18 protein-coding genes are annotated in these 17,941 nt (G+C 71.4%); 5 read left to right on the top strand and 13 right to left on the bottom strand.

Annotated elements, in window-relative coordinates:
• Positions 1-125: 125 nt before the first annotated feature.
• From ACWEF6_RS38110 to ACWEF6_RS38085, 6 genes are all read right to left on the bottom strand, one after another.
• Positions 126-929 carry a VOC family protein gene (locus ACWEF6_RS38110; protein ID WP_449687402.1) on the bottom strand — a complete coding sequence of 268 codons (804 nt, stop codon included), beginning with the start codon at positions 927-929 and terminating at the stop codon, positions 126-128.
• A gap of 81 nt (positions 930-1,010) precedes the next feature.
• Positions 1,011-1,658: a class F sortase gene (locus ACWEF6_RS38105; protein WP_449687396.1), complete on the bottom strand. Its 648-nt coding sequence runs from the start codon at positions 1,656-1,658 to the stop codon at positions 1,011-1,013.
• A 28-nt stretch (positions 1,659-1,686) separates the two neighbouring features.
• The gene (locus tag ACWEF6_RS38100) at positions 1,687-1,944 is read right to left on the bottom strand and encodes a hypothetical protein (RefSeq protein ID WP_449687395.1); all 258 of its coding nucleotides are present in this window, start codon (positions 1,942-1,944) and stop codon (positions 1,687-1,689) included.
• 148 nt (positions 1,945-2,092) lie between these two features.
• Entirely contained in the window at positions 2,093-2,611 is a 519-nt protein-coding gene (locus ACWEF6_RS38095) for a hypothetical protein (protein WP_449687394.1), read from the bottom strand.
• A 41-nt stretch (positions 2,612-2,652) separates the two neighbouring features.
• The gene (locus tag ACWEF6_RS38090) at positions 2,653-3,120 is read right to left on the bottom strand and encodes a hypothetical protein (RefSeq protein ID WP_449687393.1); all 468 of its coding nucleotides are present in this window, start codon (positions 3,118-3,120) and stop codon (positions 2,653-2,655) included.
• Between the two features lie 72 nt (positions 3,121-3,192).
• Positions 3,193-4,593 (bottom strand): NAD(P)H-quinone dehydrogenase, encoded by a 1,401-nt coding sequence (locus ACWEF6_RS38085; protein WP_310971045.1) that lies wholly within the window; start codon positions 4,591-4,593, stop codon positions 3,193-3,195.
• 126 nt (positions 4,594-4,719) lie between these two features.
• Between ACWEF6_RS38085 and ACWEF6_RS38080 the strand changes: the two genes are divergently transcribed.
• Positions 4,720-5,172 (top strand): gamma-glutamylcyclotransferase, encoded by a 453-nt coding sequence (locus tag ACWEF6_RS38080; protein WP_449687392.1) that lies wholly within the window; start codon positions 4,720-4,722, stop codon positions 5,170-5,172.
• Positions 5,173-5,235: 63 nt separating this feature from the next.
• On the opposite strand, the gene ACWEF6_RS38075 is transcribed toward ACWEF6_RS38080, so the two are convergent.
• The 6 genes from ACWEF6_RS38075 to ACWEF6_RS38050 all read right to left on the bottom strand — a co-directional run bounded on the left by ACWEF6_RS38075 (position 5,236) and on the right by ACWEF6_RS38050 (position 13,104).
• Complete coding sequence (locus ACWEF6_RS38075; protein ID WP_449687401.1) at positions 5,236-6,069, bottom strand: endonuclease domain-containing protein; 834 nt, start codon at positions 6,067-6,069, stop codon at positions 5,236-5,238.
• Positions 6,070-6,274: 205 nt separating this feature from the next.
• Complete coding sequence (locus tag ACWEF6_RS38070; protein WP_449687391.1) at positions 6,275-7,576, bottom strand: amidohydrolase; 1,302 nt, start codon at positions 7,574-7,576, stop codon at positions 6,275-6,277.
• 194 nt (positions 7,577-7,770) lie between these two features.
• On the bottom strand, positions 7,771-8,067 hold the full coding sequence (locus ACWEF6_RS38065) for a hypothetical protein (RefSeq protein ID WP_310971048.1): 297 nt from the start codon (positions 8,065-8,067) through the stop codon (positions 7,771-7,773).
• Between the two features lie 49 nt (positions 8,068-8,116).
• Entirely contained in the window at positions 8,117-9,100 is a 984-nt protein-coding gene (meaB, locus tag ACWEF6_RS38060) for a methylmalonyl Co-A mutase-associated GTPase MeaB (RefSeq protein ID WP_449687390.1), read from the bottom strand.
• 3 nt (positions 9,101-9,103) lie between these two features.
• Positions 9,104-11,272, bottom strand: coding sequence for a methylmalonyl-CoA mutase (gene scpA, locus ACWEF6_RS38055; protein ID WP_449687389.1), 2,169 nt, complete (start codon positions 11,270-11,272; stop codon positions 9,104-9,106).
• Positions 11,269-13,104, bottom strand: a complete 1,836-nt coding sequence (locus ACWEF6_RS38050) for a methylmalonyl-CoA mutase family protein (protein WP_449687388.1) — start codon at positions 13,102-13,104, stop codon at positions 11,269-11,271. Before ACWEF6_RS38050 ends, scpA begins: the two co-directional genes overlap by 4 nt.
• A 138-nt stretch (positions 13,105-13,242) precedes the next feature.
• On the opposite strand from ACWEF6_RS38050, the gene ACWEF6_RS38045 reads away from it, so the two are divergent.
• On the top strand, positions 13,243-14,970 hold the full coding sequence (locus ACWEF6_RS38045) for a serine/threonine-protein kinase (RefSeq protein WP_449687400.1): 1,728 nt from the start codon (positions 13,243-13,245) through the stop codon (positions 14,968-14,970).
• Here the strand turns inward: ACWEF6_RS38045 and ACWEF6_RS38040 are convergent.
• Positions 14,967-15,593 carry a MerR family transcriptional regulator gene (locus ACWEF6_RS38040; protein ID WP_396136910.1) on the bottom strand — a complete coding sequence of 209 codons (627 nt, stop codon included), beginning with the start codon at positions 15,591-15,593 and terminating at the stop codon, positions 14,967-14,969. The two genes, ACWEF6_RS38045 and ACWEF6_RS38040, sit on opposite strands and share 4 nt — an antisense overlap.
• 113 nt (positions 15,594-15,706) lie before the next feature.
• Here ACWEF6_RS38040 and ACWEF6_RS38035 point away from each other — a divergent pair, with 113 nt between their 5' ends.
• Genes ACWEF6_RS38035 through ACWEF6_RS38025 form a run of 3 tightly spaced genes read left to right on the top strand, consistent with a single transcriptional unit; the run spans position 15,707 to position 17,840 of the window.
• Entirely contained in the window at positions 15,707-16,648 is a 942-nt protein-coding gene (locus ACWEF6_RS38035; protein WP_449687387.1) for a hypothetical protein, read from the top strand.
• On the top strand, positions 16,645-17,064 hold the full coding sequence (locus ACWEF6_RS38030) for an ABA4-like family protein (protein WP_449687386.1): 420 nt from the start codon (positions 16,645-16,647) through the stop codon (positions 17,062-17,064). Before ACWEF6_RS38035 ends, ACWEF6_RS38030 begins: the two co-directional genes overlap by 4 nt.
• The gene (locus tag ACWEF6_RS38025; RefSeq protein ID WP_449687385.1) at positions 17,061-17,840 is read left to right on the top strand and encodes a purine-nucleoside phosphorylase; all 780 of its coding nucleotides are present in this window, start codon (positions 17,061-17,063) and stop codon (positions 17,838-17,840) included. Before ACWEF6_RS38030 ends, ACWEF6_RS38025 begins: the two co-directional genes overlap by 4 nt.
• The last annotated feature ends 101 nt before the right edge of the window (positions 17,841-17,941 follow it).

The following is a 17,941-nucleotide window of genomic DNA, read 5'->3' as shown; positions in this document are numbered from 1 at the left end:
TCCTCGCACCGGGGCCCGCCTCGCGACGCTCCCGGCTCGCCCGGCCGCACCCCCACGCCAAAGGCGCCGTTCGGGCCCTCCAGGTCACGCGCCCACGGGCGAAGGTGTCGCCCTGCCCGCCCGGGTCACACCTCCCAGCCCTCCGGCTCGCCGGATTGCGCGTTCGGGGCGATGATCATGAACGGCACTCCCTGGTCGTCCGCAACCCGCACCTGCCGGCCGTACGGGGAGTCGAACGGCTTGCCCTCGACCGTGCCGCCGAGGTCGGTCACCTTGGCCGCGCTCGCGTCGGCGTCCGCCGCCCAGAAGTACGCCGACCAGTACGACGGCACCTCCGGTGGCACCGAGGCCGGCACCGTGCCGAGGCCGCCGATCGGGCGCCCGTCGATCAGCACCACCGCGTACGTGAATTGGTCGCTCGAGATGTCCTGGAAGCCGTAGCCGAAGATCTCCTCGTAGAACGGCTTCGCCGCCGCGAAGTCTCGGCTCATGCATTCGTTCCACGCCAAGGTGCCCGGGGCCGCCGTCACCTGCGTGCCGATGTGGTTGCCGGCCTCCCACAGCCCGAAGGCGGCACCCGCCGGGTCGGCCGCGATCGCCATCCGGCCCTCCTTCAGCACTTCCGTCACCGGCACCACGATCTGCCCGCCCGCCTCGGTGATGGCCGTGGCGGTGCGGTCCACATCGGACACCGCGAGGTAGGTCGTCCAGAATGGTGGGATGTCCTGACCCGGTGGCGTGCGGCCGATGCCGGCGACCGGGCGCCCCCGCAGCTGCGCCATGCCGTAGAAGCCGGTCTCCTCACCGCCCGTCTGCACGTCCCAGCCGAACAGGCTGCCGTAGAAGGCGATCGCCTTCTCCTGATCGGGCACCATCAGGTCCACCCAGCCGGGCGTACCGTCGGGCCATCTTTCGTCCCGGAACACCATGCCGACTCCCAACCCCTCGTCCGTGCCGCCGCTGGTGACGACCGGCACAGTCTTGCACCGGGCACCGACAAAAACCGAAAATCAGGCCTGGACCAGGCGGGCGTACACGACGATGTTGTCGACGTAGTTGTGCGCGCTCCGGTCGAAGACGCCGCCGCAGGTGATCAGCCGCAGCTCCGGACCGGCCGTGTCGTCGTAGACCCCTTCGGCCTCGAAATCCTTCTTCGGCACCTGGTGCACCTTCGTCACCTCGAAGACCACCGTGGTGCCGTCCTTGCGGGCGATCGAGACGCGGTCCCCGGCGGCCAGCTCCTTGAGCCGGAAGAAGATCCCCTTCTGGTGGTTGCCGTCGACGTGCCCGAGGACGACCGCCGGGCCGACCTCGCCCGGCGTCGGCGCGTAGGTGTACCAGCCGGCCTGCAGCGGCGTGGTCACCGGCGGCACCTCGACGGTGTTGTCCGGGTTGAGCCCCAGCGGGACCAGCGACGAGTGCGCGCCGATCTTCGGGATGTCGATGGAGACGGGTTCGGACTTGGGCAACGCCGCGACGGCGTCCGGGCTGTCCGCCTGCGGCTCCGGCGCGACCGCGACCGGCTGGGCCGACGGCGGCTGCGCGGTACCCGAGCCGGGGGCGTCGCCGAGCGTCAGCGCCAGCACCACCAGCGTGGCCGGCAACGCGGCGACGACGGCGATCAGGACACCCCGTCTGTTCGTGATCCTCCTGGTCATGTCCTCCCCCTGCCTGGTGCCTGCAAGTTCACACGTCCGGGTGGTCCGTTCGGTTGCGTCCCGACGGTACCTCCGCGGCCGGATCAGCGGCGGCGCGCCCGGAGCCGTCGACCGGGCCGTCGGTACCCCCGGTCTGCGGCGCGCCGGACGGCACCTTGGCGACCTGCTTGGCCGCCGGAAGCACCTCGAAGACCGTGCTGGAGTCCGCGTGGGCGCAGTACATCGTCACGATCCGGGCGACCGGGCCGTCCGGGAAGTCGGTGCCCGGGTCCGTCGGGCGCGGCACCGCCGGCATGCCGGTCGGGGACGGCGGCGCAGTGCGGATCGTGCTCGTCGACGGGGTCGCCGATTACGCCCGGAGGTCACGAATGCGTCGCGAAAATGCGCAGAAAAAAGCCGCCCTCGGGCGGCTCTCGGTTCGGGAAATCAGTGGATCATCGTCGCCGTGATCGTCGCGCCAGCACGAGCCCGCCACCGCCGACGGCCAGCACGCCCATCGCGCCCGCGGCGGCGAGCGGTCCGTGGCCGTCCGAACCACCACCGGTCTGCGGTGCGCCCGACGGCACCTTCGCCACCTGACGACGTTCACCCAGAACGGTGAACTTCGTGGTCAGGTCCGCGCCGCCGCAGGAGAACGACACCCGGAAGACGCCCGGTTTCGCGGCCTGCACCACCGCCGACGCGGCCGCGGCGGGTGCCTTGGCCGGGTCGTTCTGCGGGCCGACGCGCCGCAGCGCGCCGATCTTGAGCACCGGGGACGCCAGGTCGCGCGTGCTCGCGGCGTCGCAACCGAGCCGGATCTGCACCTTCGCGCCCGGGCGGGCCGCGGTCGGCAGGACGCGGAGGTAGGCCTTCGGGTTCCCCGCGTGCTCCGCCGGCGTCGCGGCGAAGGCCGCCGGGGCCGAGAGCAGCAAGCCACCCGAAACGGCGGCGACGGCCAGGAACTTCTTCATTTCCAACCCCTCTTCCCGCCCCGGAGAGTTCGGTGGGGAAATCAGCCCGCCATGCTGCCGTCGCCGGCCTTCGCGGCACCGGACGGCACCTTCGCGACCTGGGCGGCAGGCACCGAGAACTGCGTGGTGTAGGTCTGGCCGCCGCAGGTCACGCTCAGCGGGTACGTCCCCGCCGCGGTTCCGGGCTTGAGCTCGACGTCGGCGCTGATGTTCGCGTCGGCGCCCATGAACGGGCCCGGGGTGTAGTTGCTGAACGTCAGCACCGGCGAGGCGAAGGCCGGCGAAGGGCCTTCGCACTTCGCCAGCGCGACGTTCGGCGCGTCGCGGACGTACTTGTCCACCAGCGTCTGGTTGATCGCGGTGTTCACGTTGAGCTGGACGCTGCCCGCCTTCGCGGTCGGCGCGGGGCTGGTGCTCGGGGCCGGACCGGTGCTCTGCGCCATCGCCGGTCCCGTCAGCGCCGTCGCCCCGATCACCGCTGCCGCAACGAAAACCACCGTCTTGCGCACGTTCGCACCCTTCGCGTCCTTCAGCCTTACAACCGACAAGACGCGGCGGGTGCGCCCGGGTTGCGTGCCGGATCAGTCGAGATCGTCGTGGCGCATGAGCTGGCGGCCGGCCTCGGTGATCGAGCCCGACAGCGACGGGTACACCGAAAATGTCAGTGCCAGGTGGTCCACTGTGAGCTGGTTCTGGACGGCGAGCGCGATGGGAAGGATGAGCTCGCTCGCCTGCGGCGCCACGACGACACCACCGACGACCACGCCGGTGGCGGGGCGGCAGAACAGCTTCACGAAGCCTCGGCGGAGGCCCTCCATCTTCGCGCGCGCGTTGGTGGCCAGGGGCAGCATGATGGTGCGCGCGGGCACCTCGCCGGAGTCGATCGCCTGCTGGCTGATGCCGACGGTGGCGATCTCCGGGTGGGTGAACACGTTGGCGGCGACGGTCTTGAGCTTGATCGGCGCGACGCCTTCGCCCAGCGCGTGCCACATCGCGATGCGGCCCTGCATGCTCGCCACCGAGGCCAGCATGAGCACGCCGGTGCAGTCGCCGGCGGCGTAGATCCCGGGAACGGAGGTGCGCGAAACGCGGTCGACGGTGATGAACCCGCCGGGGCCGGGCTCGATGCCGACCTTGTCCAGGCCGATGTCGCGGGTGTTGGGCACCGATCCGACGGTCATCAGCGCGTGGCTGGCTTCGATCACCCGGCCGTCGGCGAGGTGGATCTCGACGCCCTTTTCGGTGCGCTCGACGCGGTCGGCGCGCGCCTGCTTGGCGACGGTCGTGCCGCGCTGGGAGAAGACCTCTTCGAGCACGGCGGCGGCGTCGGCGTCCTCGTGCGGGAGGACGCGGTCCCGGCTGGAGACGACGGTGACCTTGACGCCCATCTCGGTGTAGGCGGACGCGAACTCGGCGCCGGTGACACCCGAGCCGATCACGGCGAGGTGCTCCGGCAGCTCCTGGAGCTCGTAGAGCTGGCGCCAGTCGAGGATGCGCTCGCCGTCGGGCACGGCGCCGGGCAGGACGCGCGGCGTGGCGCCGGTGGCGATGAGGACGACGTCGGCGGGCAGCTTCTCGGTGCCGTCCTTGGTCGTGACGGCGACCTTGTGCGTCGCCAGGCCGGGCTCTTCGTCGCAGAAGCGAGCCTCGCCGGCGATGACGCGGACGCCTTCGCGCTGGACGCGGGCGCGGATGTCGGCGGACTGGGCGAGCGCGAGGCCCTTCACCCGGCCGTGGACGGTCGGGAGGTCGATGCTGGTGTCGGCCAGGTCGGTGTTGATGCCGAGCTCGCTGAGGTCGTGCATCTTCGCCAGCGCGCCGGAGCTCGCGATGAACGTCTTCGAGGGGACGCAGTCGTAGAGGACGCAGGCGCCACCGAGGCCGTCCCGCTCGACGATCGTGACGTCGGCTCCGTGCTGGGCCGCGACCAGCGCGGCTTCGTAGCCGGCCGGGCCCCCGCCCATGATCACGATCCTGGTCACCTGGGTCCTCCTCGGAGTGAGCGTGCGGTGCTCTCACCGTACGCGGCGAAGGTGACCGGACACTGAAGTGGGCGAACACGGCGAGTGCGTCCACTCGGGTGAGGGAGGTGTCGCTACGCTGTCGGCGTGCCGTTGTATGCCGCGTACGGATCGAACATGGAGCCCGCCCAGATGCTGGAGCGCGCGCCGCACTCGCCGATGGCCGGCACCGGCTGGCTGGAGGGCTGGCGCCTGACCTTCGGCGGCGAGGACCTGGGGTGGGAAGGTGCCCTGGCCACGATCGTCGAGGACCCGGGGTCACGGGTGTTCGTCGTCCTCTACGACGTGACGTCGCTGGACGAGGACGGCCTGGACCGCTGGGAAGGCGGCGAGCTGGGGATCCACTCGAAGATCCGCCTCCGCGTCCAGACGATGGACGGCTCGGTCCTGGCCTGGCTCTACGTCCTGGACGCCTACGAAGGCGGCCTCCCCTCCGCCCGCTACTTGGGCGTCCTGGCCGACGCCGCCGAAACAGCCGGCGCCCCCGCCGACTACGTCGACGACCTCCGAACCCGCCCCTGCTCCGGCATAACCGGCTAGTTCCGCCTCCAATCACGCGAGTCACGGCCCCAATCACGTGGCTGACGGGCTCGATCACGCGAGTTACGCCGCTCGTCGCTCGAAGTGTGCCCGGAGCTCGGCCAGCACCCGGCTGGGGTCTCGGAGATCCGCCGCGGTCGCGCGGATGGTGACCCATCCTCGCCCGGCCATCCGCTCGTCCCGCTCGGCATCGTGTTCACGCCGCTCCTCGTGAGCCGCGAAGCCGTCATACTCCAGCGCGATGCGCAGTGCTGGCCAGGCCAGGTCGAGCACGTACAGCCTCCGGCCGTCGATGGCGGTGATCTCGTACTGCGCCTCCGGCACCGGCAGCCCGGCCTCGACCACGATCAGCCGGAGCATGCTTTCGGGTGGCGATTCGGCCTTCCCGGTGGCGAGCGCCAAGAGCATCTGCGCCCTGTGGATACCTCGCTTGCTCCTCCGGTCCAAAAGCCGGTCGCGGACGTTCTCGCGGAGCTTCAGGCAGTGGTCTGCAGACAGGCCCAGCATGGCCTCGTCGAGGGCGGCGAACGCTGTTCGCTTGTCTCCATCGCACAGGAAATCAGCGAGGGCGAGGTCGAGCGAAAACACCGCCAACCCCTCGAGTTCGACCACGTCGGACTCGGTGAACTCGGCTCGATGGACGGCCAACCCGGACCTCGACTCCACTCGCCGGGAGTAGGGAACTGTCAGGTGCACGGTGGACTCTTGGGCCGCCGATATCCCATGCAGCGCAAGAGAAGTAGCTCCCGACAGAGCAGCGGGCGGACCCACTGCGATCAGCGCCGCCTGCGCCCGGGTGGCGAGATTCAGCGCATCTGCCGCGTGAATGACCACGCCTCGCCAAGGCTGCGCGAGTACGCCGGTCGCCAGTCCTTCGAGCACTGCTCGCCGTCCCAAAACCGCATCGGCTTCGCGACGCGAGACGGCGCCGTGTCGTCCTCCCCAACTGATCACAACTTCGAGGATGAGGCCCTCCGACGATCAACGGAAGGGCCCCATCCTCGAGCTGTGGATAACTCGCCGAGCCTGTGGATAACTCGTGTGCGTAACTCCGCACTCACGTGATTGGAAACGGGACTCGCGTGATTGGAGGCGGATCTCGTTAGGCGAGGGTGGTTAGGGCGGTGTGGACGAGGGTTCGGACTCCGCAGAGGAGGGCTCGCTCGTCGAGGATGAAGGTCGGGCGGTGGATGTCCGATTGGGGGGCGGGCGGGCCGGGCCAGACGCCCAGGCGGGCGAAAGCTCCCTGGACGTGCTCGAGGTACCAGCCGAAGTCCTCGCCTCCCGAGGACTGCTCGGTGGGCGCGACAGCGCCCTCGCCGAGGGCCGCCTCGACGCCGGCGCGCATCAGGGCCGTCGACTCCGGGTCGGAGACCACCGGGGGGACGCCGCGGCGGTAGTCCAGGGAGAAGCCGACGCCGGTGGGAGCCAGGAGCGACTCCACCGAGGAGGCGACCAGGGGCTCCAGGGCCGTCCAGACCTCGTGGTCGGCCGTGCGCAGGGTGCCGCGCAGGACGCCGTCCTGGGGGACCGCGTTGGCCGCCTGGCCCGCGTGGACCGCTCCCCACACCAGGACCGTCCCGGACCGCGGGTCGACGCGGCGGGAGAGCACCGCGGGCAGGGACGTGATCACCGTGCCCAGCGCGTGGACCAGGTCCGCCGTCAGGTGCGGGCGGGACGTGTGGCCGCCCGGGGACGTCAGGCGCAGCTCGATCAGGTCGGCCGCCGACGTCAGGGCGCCGACGCGCATCCCGACCGAGCCCACCTCCAGCCGCGGGTCGACGTGCAGGCCGTAGATCCGCTCGACACCCTCCAGCGCGCCCGCCGCGATCATGTCCAGGGCTCCCCCGGGCATGACCTCCTCGGCCGCCTGGAAGATCAGCCGGACCCGGCCCGGCAGCTCCGGCGCGCCGGCCAGGGCGCGGGCCGCGCCCAGCAGGATCGCCGTGTGGGCGTCGTGGCCGCACATGTGGGCCGCGCCCTCGGTCGTCGACGCGTAGGGCAGGCCCGTCGCCTCCGTCAGCGGCAGCGCGTCCATGTCCGCGCGCAACGCCACGCACCGCTCGCCGCTGCCGATGTCGCAGACGACGCCGGTGCCGCCCGGCAGCACCCAGGGCTTGAGGCCGACCGAGCGCAGCAGCGTGACGACCAGTTCCGTGGTCGCGAACTCGTGCCGCGACAGCTCCGGGTGCGCGTGGATGTGCCGCCGCCACGCGAGCACGTCGGTCGCGTTGGCGCGCAGCCAGTCGTCCAGCCAGAACGGGCCGCGGCCCGCACCAAGGTCCTCCACGGGAGCCATGCTTACGCCGGCCTCGGAAATGAGCGCCTCGGACCCCTCCATGGGGTTGATGATGCGCCCATGGGGGTCGCCTGGAACGTCCGGTCGTGAATCCAACACCGTCACGCCGCACCTCCTCCCGCAACACGGGTAACCCGCGCAGCGGCTGGGGTCACGCGTCGTGCCGATCGTTCTGTACGCATTTGCAGACGATCGTGCACCATGCAGGCGGCAAGCCGCGCCTCGAAAAGCGCCGTCCTAGACGGCCGGTACCGGATCTGCGTTGAACGGTGTGCACCACTTCGGCAAAGCCGAAAACCTCAGGACCCCTTGGCCCGCTTCGAACGGATCTTGCGCCCCCAGATCACGATGCCGAGCAGGACGACCGCGATCAGGCCCGCGACCAGCTTGTTCCGGGTCTTTTCGCTGTTCGCCTTGTCCGTCTGGGCCGGGTCGAGGACCGGGCCCGGAGGCTGGGTCTGCGCCGGCACCAGCGCTGCGGAAGACACGCTCACCGTCACGGCCACCGGGCGCACCGGCGCGGCGTACGCCGGGGACGCGGTGAACAGCACCGCCCCGAGCAGCCCGACCAGGACCAGACCCCGCAGTTTCGCCATGTCATCCCTTCGCCACGACCAGGCATTCTGCCCACGGACCGCCCGCACGTCAGCCACCGAACGCGTCGAGGATCCGCTGAGCACCGAGGGTAGCCGTCAGTTCACCGTCCCGCACCGCCCGCTCGACGTCGGGAACGACCGTTCGCACGTCCGGATGCACCGCCAGCCGACCGAGCAGCTGCTCGCGCACCATCGCCCAGGTCCAGTCGACCTGCTGCTGCCGCCGCCGCGCGTCGAGTTCGCCGGACGCCGTCAGCGTGTCGCGGTGCTGCTCGATCGCGCCCCAGACCTCGTCGAGCCGCAGGTTGTGCAGGCCGCTGCAGGTCAGCACCGGCGGCGTCCACGACGCTTCGGGCCCGTAGATCATCCGCAGCGCGCCCGCCAGTTCCCGCGCCGCGCGCCGGGCGTCCCGCTCGTGGTCGCCGTCGGCCTTGTTGACCGCGATGACGTCGGCGAGCTCCAGCACGCCCTTCTTGATGCCCTGGAGCTGGTCGCCGGTGCGGGCCAGCGTGAGGAACAGGAAGCAGTCGACCATGTTCGCGACGGTCACTTCGGACTGTCCGACCCCGACGGTCTCGACCAGCACGACGTCGTAACCGGCCGCCTCCATCAGCACGATCGTCTCGCGGGTGGCCCGCGCGACCCCGCCCAGCGTCCCGGACGTCGGCGACGGCCGGATGAACGCCCGTTCGTCCACCGCCAGCCGCGCCATCCGGGTCTTGTCGCCGAGGATCGACCCGCCGGTCCGGGTGGACGACGGGTCGACGGCCAGCACGGCGACGCGGTGCCCGGCCGCGGTCAGGTCGGTACCCAGCTGGTCGATGAATGTCGACTTGCCGACACCGGGAACGCCGGTGATGCCGACCCGCCGCGCACCGCCGGCCGACGGCAGCAGCTCGACCAGCAGTTCCTGCGCCAGCGCCCGGTGGTCGTCCCGCTGCGACTCGACCAGCGTGATCGCCTTCGACAGCGTCCCGCGGTCGCCCGCCAGGACCCCCTTGGCGTAGGCGGTGACGTCGATCCTGCGCGGCAACGGTCAGGACTCCTGCGCGGACAGCTGGCCGAGCAGGTCGATGGCCGCGTCCGCGAGCACCGTGCCGGGCCCGAAGATCGCCGCCGCCCCGGCCTCGCGCAGCGCCGGGTAGTCCTGCGGCGGGATGACACCGCCGACGACGACCATGATGTCCTCGCGGCCGAGCTCGGCGAGCTCGTGCCGCAGCGCGGGCACCAGCGAGAGGTGCCCGGCGGCCAGCGACGAGACGCCGACGACGTGCACGTCCGCCTCGATCGCCTGCCGCGCGACCTCGGCCGGGGTGGAGAACAGCGGGCCGACGTCGACGTCGAAGCCGAGGTCGGCGAAGCCGGTGGCGATCACCTTCTGGCCGCGGTCGTGGCCGTCCTGGCCCATCTTCGCCACGAGGATCCGGGGGCGCCGGCCCTCCTCCGCGGCGAACTCCTCGACCAGCTGACGGGCCTTTTCGACGTTCTGCGTCTTCCCCACCTCCTCGCGGTACACCCCCGAGATGGTCCGGATCTGGCCGGAGTGCCGGCCCCAGATCTTCTCCAGGGCGTCGGAGATCTCGCCGACCGTGGCCTTCGCGCGGGCCGCGTCGATCGCCAGCTCCAGGAGGTTGCCGCCGTTCTGCGAGCCCTCGGTGAGCCGCCGCAGCGCGTCCTCGGTGGCCGCGGAGTCGCGTTCGGACCGCAGCCGCCGCAGCTTCTCCAGCTGCTGGGCGCGGACGCCGGCGTTGTCGACCTTCAGGACGTCGATCTCTTCGTCGTCGGTGACCTGGTACTTGTTGACGCCGATCACCGGTTGCCGCCCGGAGTCGATGCGCGCCTGGGTGCGCGCGGCGGCCTCCTCGATGCGCAGCTTGGGGATGCCGGCGTCGATCGCCTTCGCCATGCCGCCGGCCTGCTCGACCTCGGTGATGTGGCCCCACGCCTTGCGCGCGAGGTCGTAGGTCAGCTTCTCGACGAACGCCGACCCGCCCCACGGGTCGATCACGCGCGTGGTGCCGGACTCCTGCTGCAGCAGCAGCTGCGTGTTGCGGGCGATCCGCGCGGAGAAGTCCGTCGGCAGGGCGAGCGCCTCGTCGAGGGCGTTCGTGTGCAGGGACTGCGTGTGCCCCTGGGTCGCGGCCATCGCCTCGACGCACGTCCGGACGACGTTGTTGTAGACGTCCTGCGCGGTCAGCGACCAGCCCGACGTCTGGGAGTGCGTCCGCAGCGAAAGCGACTTCGGCGACGAAGGGTCGAAGCCCTTCACGAGCTTCGCCCACAGCAGGCGCGCCGCGCGCAGCTTCGCGACCTCCATGAAGAAGTTCATGCCGATCGCCCAGAAGAACGACAGCCGCGGCGCGAACTTGTCGACACTGAGCCCCGCGTCGACGCCCGAGCGGATGTACTCGACGCCGTCCGCGAGCGTGTAGGCCAGCTCCAGGTCGGCGGTCGCCCCGGCTTCCTGCATGTGGTAGCCGGAGATGGAGATCGAGTTGTACTTCGGCATGTGCTGCGAAGTGAAGGAGAAGATGTCGGAGATGATTCGCATCGAGGGCTGCGGCGGGTAGATGTAGGTGTTGCGGACCATGAACTCCTTGAGGATGTCGTTCTGGATGGTCCCCGCGAGCTGCTCCGGCTTCACCCCCTGCTCCTCGGCCGCGACGACGTACAGCGCCAGCACGGGCAGCACCGCGCCGTTCATCGTCATCGACACGGACATCTTGTCCAGCGGAATGCCGTCGAAGAGCTGCCGCATGTCGTAGATGGAGTCGATCGCCACGCCCGCCATGCCGACGTCACCCGACACGCGCGGGTGGTCGGAGTCGTAGCCGCGGTGGGTGGCCAGGTCGAAGGCGACCGAAAGCCCTTTCTGGCCGGCGGCGAGGTTGCGCCGGTAGAAGGCGTTGGACTCCTCGGCGGTGGAGAACCCGGCGTACTGGCGGATGGTCCACGGCTGGTTGACGTACATCGTCGGGTACGGCCCGCGCAGGAAGGGCGCGATGCCGGGGTACGTGCCGAGGAAGTCCACATCGGACAGGTCGGCGGCGGTGTAGACCGGCTTGACGCCGATGCCCTCGGGCGTCTCCCAGGCCAGGGCGTCCGGGCCCTTGCCGGTGGTGTTCTCCACCGCGCGCGCCCACGCGTCGCGGTCGCCCGGCAACGGCGTGCCGAGGTCGAGACCGGCGAAGTTCGGGATGCTCATCGCGTGACTCCCAGCTTGGCGTGCAGGCCTTCGAGGACTTCCAGGGCGTTGCACCCGGCGAAGACGTTCGCGTCCACGCCGTCGTAGGTGCCCTTCCCGGCGAGCAGGACGTACTCGGCGCCCAGCGACTTGGCGACGTCGGCCGCCTGGGCGGCGTAGGCGTCATCGGTGCCGCAGAGGCAGGCGATCCGGGCGCCGGAAGCCGCGAACGCGCCGGGCAGGTCGTCGGTCGCGCCCGGGTTGACGGCTTCGATCCCGCCCGCCTGGAACAGGTTGGCGGCGAAACCGGCCCGCGTGGTGTGCGCGGCGACCGGACCGAGGGTCGCGAGGAAGATCTTCGGCCGCGAACCGTGCGAAGCGAGGTACGCGTCCGAAGCATCGCGAAGCGCCTCGAAGCCTTCGGCGTACCGGTGCCGCGGCAGCCCACCTTCCACAGTGGACGGAACCGGCGCCCGCACCACCGGCTTCTCGGCCAGGTTCGGGAACTCGCTGACGCCGGTGAGCGGGTCACGCCGGGTGGCGATCCGCGAGGAGCGCTTCTCCCACGTCTCGGCCAGCCGCCCGGCCAGCGCGCCGGAGGCCAGCGAAGCCACCAGGCCGCCTTCGCCCTCGATGGCGGTGAACTCGGCCCAGGCGGCGTGCGCGAGGTCGTCGGTGAGCTTCTCGACGTACCAGGAGCCGCCCGCCGGGTCGGCCACGCCGGCCAGCCTGGACTCCTCCAGCAGCACGGCGTGGGTGTTGCGGGCGATCCGCGCCGAGAACGCGTCGGGCTTGCCGATCGCCGCGTCGAAGGGCAGCACGGTTACGGCGTCCGCGCCGCCGACGCCCGCGCCGAAGCAGGCCACCGTCGTGCGCAGCATGTTCACCCAGGGATCACGCCGGGTCAGCATGGCCGGCGACGTCACGGCGTGCTGGCGCATCGGCGAGGCGAAGCCGCAGACCTCGGCGACGCGGGCCCACAGGCGGCGGGCCGCGCGCAGCTTCGCGATGGTGGAGAACTGGTCGGCGGTCGCGGCGAGCCGGAACTCCAGCTGGCCGGCGGCGGCCTCGACGTCCAGCCCCGCGTACGTCAGCGCCCGCAGGTAGGTGACGCCGGCGGCGATCAGCGCGCCGAGTTCCTGCGCGTCCGACCCGCCGGCTTCGTGGAACGGCAGGCCGTCGGCGACGATCGTCCGCACTTTCGGGTACTTACCGGCGACACGCACGGCGAGCGCGGCGGCCGGTTCCAGCGCCAGGTCGGCGCCGGAGCGGGCGGCCAGGCCGACCGGGTCGGCGCCCAGGACGGCGGTGGCCTCGCTCGCCGGGATCTCGCGCTCGTCGAACAGCGCCAGCAACTCCGAAGCGGCCGCTTCGTACGAAGGCCCCGCGTCCAGCACGACCGGCGCCAGGTCGAGGTACACCTCGTTCAGCGCGTCGGCCAGGGCCGCGGGCGGGACCGACAGCCAGATCGACGTCACGCCGCCTTCGAGGTCGGCCAGGATCGCCTTGTTGACCGCGCGGCCGTCGTCGCCGGTGAACCGGGCGCGAACGTCCCAGCCGGTGCCGACCAGGCCGTCCGGGCGCGCGCCGCGCACGTAGGGCGGCAGGCCGGGGAAGCCGATGTCGCCGGGGACGTCCTCGGCGGTGTACAGCGGCTGGATCGCGATCCCGTCGTAGGTCCGCGTGACGAGCTTGCTCTCCGGGGCACCCGCGAAGTCCTCCGGCAGCTTCCCGCTCTTGCGCAGCACGCCCGCGACGAGCTCCTGCCACTGTTCGCGCGTCGCCTGCGGGAACTCGGCCGCGAGGTCGAGCTCGGAGATCGGCACTGACTCCGGACCGGCCACATCAGTCATAACCTGTGATGGTAGAGGCACTCGCCGCGCTCGACCTGTGAGTCTGGTCGCGCTAGGGGCCGTCACCGGACAGGTTAGGGGCCGGTGCCGCGGGTACGACACAATTGGCCCGTGCCCCCCTCCAGCGAAGAGACACGAGTGGTCGCCGGTCGCTACCGGCTGCGTTCGGTGCTCGGCTCCGGCTCGATGGGCACCGTCTGGTCGGCCTACGACGAGTTCCTGCACCGGCAGGTGGCCGTCAAGGAGATGAAGGTGCCGCCGGGCATCCCGGCGTCGCAGGCGGACGAGCTGCGGGAGCGCACGCTGCGCGAGGCGCGGGCGATCGCCGTGCTCTCCCACCCCAACGTGATCATCCTGCACGACGTCGCGCGCGAGGACGACCAGCCGTTCGTGGTGATGGAACTGCTGCCCTCGCGCAGCCTGGCGCACATCCTGCGCGACCACGGGCCGCTGACCGTCGGGCAGGCCGCCGCGGTCGGCATCGCCGTGGCGTCCGCGCTGGAGGCCGCGCACGCCGCCGGGATCACCCACCGTGACGTCAAGCCGGGCAACGTCCTGGTGGCCAGCGACGGCCGGATCAAGCTGACCGACTTCGGCATCGCCCGCAACGTCTCCGAAGCGACCATGACCCGCACCGGGATCATGCTCGGCTCCCCCGCCTACATCGCGCCGGAGGTGGCCTCCGGCGGCGCCGTCACGCCGGCCGCGGACCTCTGGGGCCTCGGCGCGACGCTGTTCGCCGCGGTCGAGGGCGCGCCGCCGTACGACGCCGACGGCGATCCCCTCGAGACGGTCGGCAAGGTCGTCAACGGGAAGGTGCCGCAGCCGAAGGCCGGCCCGCTGGCCGACGTCATCGGCGCGCTGATGAGGAAGGAGCCAGGCCGGCGGATCACCCTGCGCGAGGTCCGGCACCGGCTGTACCCGCTGCAGACGAAGACGCCGCTCGACCTGTTCGGTCCCGAGCTGTTCCACACCCCGGACGGCAAGAAGACGTCGGCGCAGCCGGACGCCACCGACACGCAGGTGATCAAGACCGTCCTGCCCGAGAAGACCAAGGCGGAGAAGAAGGCCGAGGGGTCGAGCAGCGAGCTCGCCGCCGACCCGGGCCCGCTGCCGTTCCTGCGCCCGCCCACCCCGGCGCCGTCCCCGGCGCCGAGCGCGCCGACCGTGTTCGTCGCGCCACCCCGGTCTGGTCGCCGCAGCTCCACGGCCACCGCGGTGCTCGTCGCGGTGGCGATCCTGCTCTTCCTGCTCGCCGCGGGCGGCGGGTTCGCGCTGGCCAGGGCGGTCGGCGGCCAGTCGCTGCTGCCGCCGGCCGCCGCCCCGCGGGGCACGCCGAACGGCCCGACCGACGTGCCGCCGCCGTCGCTGGTGCAGCAGTCCGGCGACGCGAGCTACGTGACCGGCAACGGCGGGCAGTTCGGCCTCCAGGTGCCGGAGGGCTGGCAGAAGTTCGTCGCCCCGCACACCACGAGGTTCGGGGCGAGCACCGCCGTCCAGTACGTCTCGCCGGACGGCCGCCGGTCGCTGCGGGTGGAACGGCTGGTGAAGTACTTCGCCCAGTTCCCCGACGACAACGAGTACATCGGCTACCTGAAGACGTCCTACCCGGGCAACGCGTTCTTCCTCTTCCCGCCGTCGCCGCTGCCGGACGGCAAGGGCACGACGCTGACCTACCGCCTGGCCGAGGGCGGCACCCTCCCGGAGAGCGACGGTGGCGGCGGCACCCGCGTCACCTTCATGAACCTGGTCCAGGCGGGCACCAGCCTGTGGATCCTCTCGGTCACCGTGCCGGCCGAGCAGGAGAACTCGGGCCGCCAGGACGTCTTCGACCGGGTCGCCCCGACGCTGAGCGTCTCGGACTAACCGCCGAGGACCGTGCGGGACACCTGCTCCTGCGCGAGGTGGCGCAGACCGGCGAAGATCCGGTCGCCGAGGACGGTGGCGACCAGCCCGGTCTCGATGATCTTGTCCAGCGACGTCAGGCCGACCACCACCTCGACGTCGACTTCCGCGACGCGCATCGCCAGGTCGGCGTACTCCTCGAGGCGTTCGGTCAGCTTCTCCTGCCCCAGCTCCTTGGCCGTCGCCAGCGCGGCGATGAGGTTGGCCATCGCGCGGTGCTCGGCCGGGTGCTCCTTCCAGCCGTGGCGGCGCATGACGTCCGCCAGCCGCCCGGACGCCCACTCGGCGGCCTCGTCGGACACCTTCGGCGCCGGCCCGGCCAGCTCCTGCTGGACGACGCCCATCGTCCGGTGCGGGGTCTCGTGGTCGTCGATCGCGCCGAGCACGACGCCGACCGAGGCCAGCGACAGGCCGCCCACCTCGGTGAGCGCCTTGATCAGCCGCAGCCGCTGGACGTGCGCCGGGGAGTACCGGGCCTGGTTCGGGCTGGTGCGCTCGCCGGGCGGGAGCAGGCCTTCGCGCAGGTAGTACTTGACGGTCGCGACCGGCACCCCGGACTCGGCGCTCAGCTCGGCCATCCGCATGCGTTTCCGCTCCGATCCCGGGGTCCGTCTCGGGGACAACCCTGAAGACTTCTCAGTATGGATAGTTTAACTTTCCAAAACGGAGAGCTCGACTATCCGTTCTGGGAGGAACCATGACCATCCTTGCCGATCTCCGGAGCAGAACGAACAGCTGGCACCGGCCGTCCGCGCTCGCAGCGGCCGCCTTGGGGGTGGTGGCGCTGCTGTGCGTGGCCGCCATGGTCCTCGACCAGCGGACGCTGGGCGGCGCGCCGATCTGGGCGAAGCCGTTCAAGTTCGCGGTGTCCGGCGCGCTCTACTTCGCCACCTGGAGCTGGCTCGTCTCGCTGCTGCCGCGCTTCCGGCGCACGGCGAACTGGCTCACCAACCTTCTGGTCGTGATCTTCGCGGCCGAGTACGTCCTGCTGGTGTTCCAGGCCGCGCGCGGCCGGGCGAGCCACTTCAACGTCGCGACCCCGCAGGACGCCGCGATCTTCGGCAGCATGGCCGCGATGATCGTCGTGCTCTGGGTCGCCACCCTGGCGCTCACGGTACTGATGCTGTTCACGAAGGTGCCCGATCGCGCGTCGTACTGGGCGGTGCGGGCCGGGGCGGCGCTGTCGCTGGTGGGGATCACGCTCGGCCAGCTGATGACCTCGCCGACCGCGCAGCAGCTCGCGCAGTGGCGGACCGGCGGGCGGCCGTCGATGGTCGGCGGGCACACCGTCGGGCTCGAAGACGGCGGCCCCGGCCTGCCGATCCTCGGCTGGAGCACGGTGGGCGGCGACCTGCGGATCCCGCACTTCGTCGGGATGCACGCCCTGCAGGCCCTGCCGCTGCTCGCCATCGCGCTCCTGGCGCTGGCTTCGCGGTTCCCGCGGCTGCGTGACGACGTCGTCCGCGCGCGGCTCGTCCTGATCGGGGCGGCCGGGTATGCGGGCCTGATCGCGCTGGTCACCTGGCAGGCGCTGCGGGCGCAGTCGATCGTGCACCCGGACGCGGTGACGCTCGGGGCGGTCGCGCTGCTGGTCGCGGCGGTGGGGCTGGGTTCGTGGGCTACGGTGCGCGTCCGATGAACCTCTTCGACCTGGCCTTCCCGCTGGCCGCGCCGTTCTGGGCGCTGCTGATCCTGGCCCCGAAGTGGCGGTGGACGGCGCGGATCATGGCCTCGCCGTGGGTGCCGCTGCTGCCGCTGGTGTGCTACTTCGCGCTCGTGTTGCCGCACTTCGGCGAGTGGGGACGGGCGATGCTGCGGCCCGACCTCGGCGTCCTCCAGACGCTGCTCGCGACGCCGTGGGGCGCCGGGCTCGTCTGGGCGCACCTCATCGCGTTCGACCTGTTCATCGCGCGGTGGATGTACTTCGAAGGACGGGTCCGGGACATCTCGCCCTGGATCGTCAGCCCGATCCTGCTGCTGACGATCTTCCTGTCGCCGTTCGGGCTGGTGGTGTTCCTGGCCGTGCGAAGTGCCCGGTTACGCTCCCTCGCATGAGTGAACACGAAGCCGCGAGCGCCATCGCCAAGCGCACCGGCGTTGACGCGCACGACATCGCGGTGGTCCTGGGGTCGGGCTGGCGCCCGGCGGCGGACGTCATCGGGGAGTGCGAGACGGAGATCCCGTTCGCCGAGCTGCCCGGCTTCACCACGCCCGGCGCGGTGGGCCACGGCGGCACCATCCGGTCGCTGAAGATCGGGGACAAGAACGTCCTGGTCATGCTGGGCCGGACGCACTTCTACGAGGGCAAGGGCATCGACCCGGTGGTGCACAACGTGCGCACCGCGGCGGCGGCCGGCGTCCGGTCGGTGCTGCTGACCAACGCGGCGGGCGGCCTGCGCGAAGGCTTCCGGGTGGGGCAGCCGGTGCTGATCTCGGACCACCTGAACCTGACCGCGCGCTCGCCGATCGTCGGCGCGAACTTCGTCGACCTGACGGACCTGTACTCGAAGCGGCTGCGGGACATCGCCCGCGAGATCGACCCGTCGCTCGAGGAAGGCGTCTACGCGGGCCTGACCGGGCCGCACTTCGAGACGCCCGCGGAGATCCGCATGTTGCGCACGCTGGGCGCGGACCTGGTCGGCATGTCGACGGTCCTGGAGGCCATCGCCGCCCGCGCGGCCGGCGTCGAGGTCTTCGGCCTGTCCCTGGTCACGAACCTCGCCGCGGGCATGACCGGCGAGCCGCTGAACCACCAGGAAGTCCTGGAAGCCGGCCGCGCCGCGGCCACCCAGATGGGTTCCCTGCTCCGCGAGCTCGTCACCCGCGCCTGACCCCAAGCGCCCCAATGGGGTTTTTTCATCTTGATCGTTGCTGGTCACGGTGGTGCGGCGGGGCTGTTGTGGTGGTGTGGGAGGAAGTGACGCTGGGACCG

The sequence above is a fragment of the Amycolatopsis sp. NPDC004772 genome (assembly GCF_053601215.1).
This window is presented reverse-complemented; position numbering and strand designations above follow the sequence as displayed.